Genomic DNA, 3,935 nt, shown 5'->3' on the forward strand with positions numbered 1-3,935 from the left:
AATCCTTTCCACATGGTTTGCTGCTGCTGATGCGGCGTGTCGAACAGCCGGATCGCCACGCTGTTCTTCTCGTCCACCAAGGCCGGATAGGCTTTGACCGAGTAGCCGCCGCGTTTCTGTTCATAGCGAGTCGGCAAATCGCCGAAGCTCCAGATATGCAAATCGCTCTGCTCAATGCCGTCGTCCGCCACGGCGGACAACGTTTCCTGTACCTTCTCTTTGAGCTGATCTTTCAGCGCGGTCAGGCTTTTCCCCTCGCGCAGCGGGCGATTCTTTTCATCCACCACGCGGAACGTCATTTGCAGATGCTCAGGCACCTGTTCCCAATGCCACTCTTCGCGGGGGATGGTGACGCCGGTCATCAGACGCAGTTCACGCTCCAACGCTTCCAACAGCCCGCGCTCCAGCGGTTTAGCCCGCGCCAGGAAGGCTTCGGCGTAGTTAGGCGCAGGCACGAAGCTGCGGCGAATCGGCTTCGGCAGCGATTTAATGAGCGCGATCACCAGATCGCGACGCACGCCCGGGATCTGCCATTCGAAGCCTTCGTCCTGAACCTGATTGAGGATCGGCAACGGAATATGCACGGTCACGCCGTCGGCGTCGGCCCCCGGCTCAAACTGATAGCTCAGCTTCAGTTTGAGGTTGCCCTGCTGCCAGAAGTTCGGATAGTCCAGTGCGCTGATGCTGCCTGCGCCCTCCTTGATGAGCATGGCTTTTTCGAAGTTGAGCAGATCGGGATTTTCTTTCTCCGCCTTTTTCCACCACACGTCGAAATGCCGGGAAGACACCACATCGTGCGGCAGCCGCTGGTCGTAGAAAGCGAACAGCGTTTCATCGTCCACCAAAATGTCGCGGCGGCGGGATTTGTTTTCCAAATCCTCAACCTCGGCCATCAGTTTCAGATTGGCGCGGAAAAACGCATGGCGGGTACGCCAATCGCCCTCGACCAACGCGTGGCGGATGAATAGCTCCCGCGAAACCACAGGATCGATCGGCCCGTAGTTGACCTTACGCGCGGCAACGATAGGCAGACCGTACAACGTCACTTTTTCCTGCGCGATCACCGCGCCCTGGGCTTTTTCCCAATGCGGATCGCTGTAGCTGCGTTTGATCAGATGCTGCGCCAGGGGCTCCACCCACTCCGGCTCGATACGGGCGGCGATGCGTCCCCACAGACGGCTGGTTTCCACCAGCTCGGCGACCATGGTCCACTTGGGCGGCTTTTTAAACAGGCCGGACGCCGGGAAAATGGAGAAACGCATATTGCGCGTGCCACTGAACTCTGTCTTCTCCACGTCTTTCTGACCGATATGAGACAACAGTCCGGTTAACAGCGCGCAGTGCAGGCTGAGGTAGTCCGCAGGTTCGCTATTGACCGGCAGCCCCAGCGTTTTCACCGCCTGACGCAGCTGGGTATAGATGTCCTGCCATTCGCGCACGCGCAAATAGTTGAGGAAGTCGGTGCGGCACTGACGACGGAACTGGCTCGAAGACAGCGCTTTCTGCTGCTCCTGCAGGTAGTTCCACAGGTTAACAAAGGCCATGAAGTCGGAGTCTTTGTCCGCGAAACGACGATGTTTTTCGTCCGATGCCTGCTTTTTGTCTAATGGCCGTTCGCGCGGGTCCTGAATAGACAGCGCGGCGGTCACGATCATCACCTCACGTACGCAGCGCGTCTTCTGCGCTTCCAGCACCATGCGCGCCAATCGGGGATCGATAGGCAGCTGAGCCAGCTGTCGACCCAGCGGAGACAGTCGATAGTGGCCGTTGTCCGCCGTCTGGATTGCGCCCAGCTCTTCCAGCAGCCGAACGCCGTCCTGAATATGGCGGCTGTCCGGGGCTTCTACAAACGGGAATGCGGCAATGTCGCCCAGACCAAGCGAGGTCATCTGCAAAATGACGGAGGCCAGATTGGTACGCAGAATTTCCGGGTCGGTAAACTCCGGGCGCGACAGGAAGTCCTGCTCCGAATAAAGACGGATACACACACCTGCCGCAACGCGTCCGCAACGCCCTTTACGCTGGTTGGCGGACGCCTGAGAAATCGCTTCAATCGGCAGGCGCTGCACCTTGGTGCGGTAGCTATAACGGCTGATACGCGCCGTGCCGGGATCGATGACATAACGGATACCCGGTACCGTCAGCGAGGTTTCGGCCACGTTGGTGGATAGCACTATACGTCTGCCGTGATGCGACTGAAAGACGCGGTTTTGCTCCTGATGAGACAGGCGCGCATACAGCGGCAATATTTCGGTATTCGGCAAATCGCGTCGCGTCAGCGCATCCGCCGTATCGCGAATTTCGCGCTCGCCGCTGAGGAAGATCAGGATATCGCCCGGACCTTCGTGACTCAGTTCATCCACCGCGTCAAAAATGGCCTGCAGCTGATCGCGCTCACTGTCCTCCGCTTCTTCCACCACCGGACGGTAACGCACGTCCACCGGAAAGGTGCGGCCGGAGACTTCAACGATAGGCGCATTATTGAAGTGACGAGAAAAGCGCTGCGGGTCGATGGTCGCGGAGGTAATGATGACTTTCAGATCGGGCCGTTTAGGCAGCAGCTGGCGCAGATAGCCGAGGATAAAGTCGATATTGAGGCTGCGTTCATGCGCCTCATCGATGATGATGGTGTCGTACTGCATCAACAGCCGATCTTGCTGAATTTCCGCCAGCAAGATCCCGTCTGTCATGAGTTTGACCAGCGTGTTGTCGCCGACCTGATCGTTAAAACGAACCTTGTAACCCACCGTGCCGCCAACCGGGATTTCCAGTTCGGCGGCGATACGATCCGCGACCGTACGCGCCGCCAGGCGACGCGGCTGAGTATGCCCGATCAAACCCGTCACGCCACGGCCCAGCTCCAGACACATTTTCGGCAGCTGCGTCGTTTTCCCCGAACCGGTCTCCCCGGCCACAATCACCACCTGATGGTCGCGAATCGCCTTCATAATGGCGTCTTTTTTCTGGCTGACCGGCAACGCGTCGGGATAGCGAATGGCGGGCAGCGAGGCGCGGCGGTTTTCCACCCGCTGGCGGGCCGTCGCCACGTCGGCTTCGATTTCGCTGGCGATGGCCGCCTGCGCTTCAGGATTTTTCACCTTCAGGGCGCCCTGAACCCGGCGACGCAGCCGCTGCTGGTCGCGCAGCATTAACGCATTGATGTGGGGATAAAATGCGGTGAGCTGTGATTTCACGGTTGGTTCCTTAAATACGTCTGGCAGACGTGGCGAAGAGACTGGCCGCCACGCTTGGATTTGGCGGCGGGCATGGTATCACATTGACGCCGCAGGCTATAACCTGCCTCCTCGCCACGTTGTTCAATTAAATCGAACAAGGTTCTCGAAATATTACGCTATCGCGTCTCTATTAGGCTGCTTATGATGAAACTCATCGGCGATTGACGCCGCGGTGACTCCACAAACTGACTCTCCGAGACAAGGAACAGGCAATGAGCAAAGTATTAGTGCTGAAATCAAGCATTCTGGCGAACTACTCCCAGTCTAACCAAATGGCTGACCATTTTGTTGCTGAGTGGCAGGCGGCGCATCCCGCTGACGCCATTACCGTTCGTGATTTGGCCGCGCAGCCGATCCCCGTTCTGGACGGTGAACTGGTCGGGGCGTTCCGTCCGTCCGAAACGCCGCTGACGCCGCGCCAACAAGAAGCGCTGACGTTATCCGATACGCTGGTCGACGAACTGCAGTCCCACGACATCATTGTGATTAACGCCCCGATGTACAACTTCAACATTTCGACGCAGTTGAAAAACTATTTCGATTTCATCGCCCGCGCAGGCGTGACGTTCCGTTATACCGAGCAAGGCCCTGAAGGTCTGGTGAAAGGAAAACGCGCACTGGTGCTGACCAGCCGTGGCGGCATTCATAAAGACACCCCGAGCGATCTGGTCGCGCCTTATCTGAAGCTGATATTGGGCT

At 58.0% G+C, this 3,935-nt stretch carries 2 protein-coding genes; one reads left to right on the forward strand and one right to left on the reverse strand.

The genetic code is table 11. The features are described from left to right. Positions 1 to 3,149 (reverse strand): ATP-dependent RNA helicase HrpA (gene hrpA / locus Q7O77_RS15330; RefSeq protein WP_304169327.1); only part of this gene is annotated, 3,149 nt, incomplete at its 3' end. Between the two features lie 299 nt (positions 3,150 to 3,448). Here hrpA and Q7O77_RS15335 point away from each other — a divergent pair. Continuing rightward, positions 3,449 to 3,935, forward strand: a 487-nt coding sequence (locus tag Q7O77_RS15335) for an FMN-dependent NADH-azoreductase (protein WP_304169324.1), incomplete at its 3' end; no start/stop codon positions are given.

The sequence above is a fragment of the Lonsdalea britannica genome, assembly GCF_946477055.1.
Classification (GTDB): domain Bacteria; phylum Pseudomonadota; class Gammaproteobacteria; order Enterobacterales; family Enterobacteriaceae; genus Lonsdalea; species Lonsdalea britannica_A.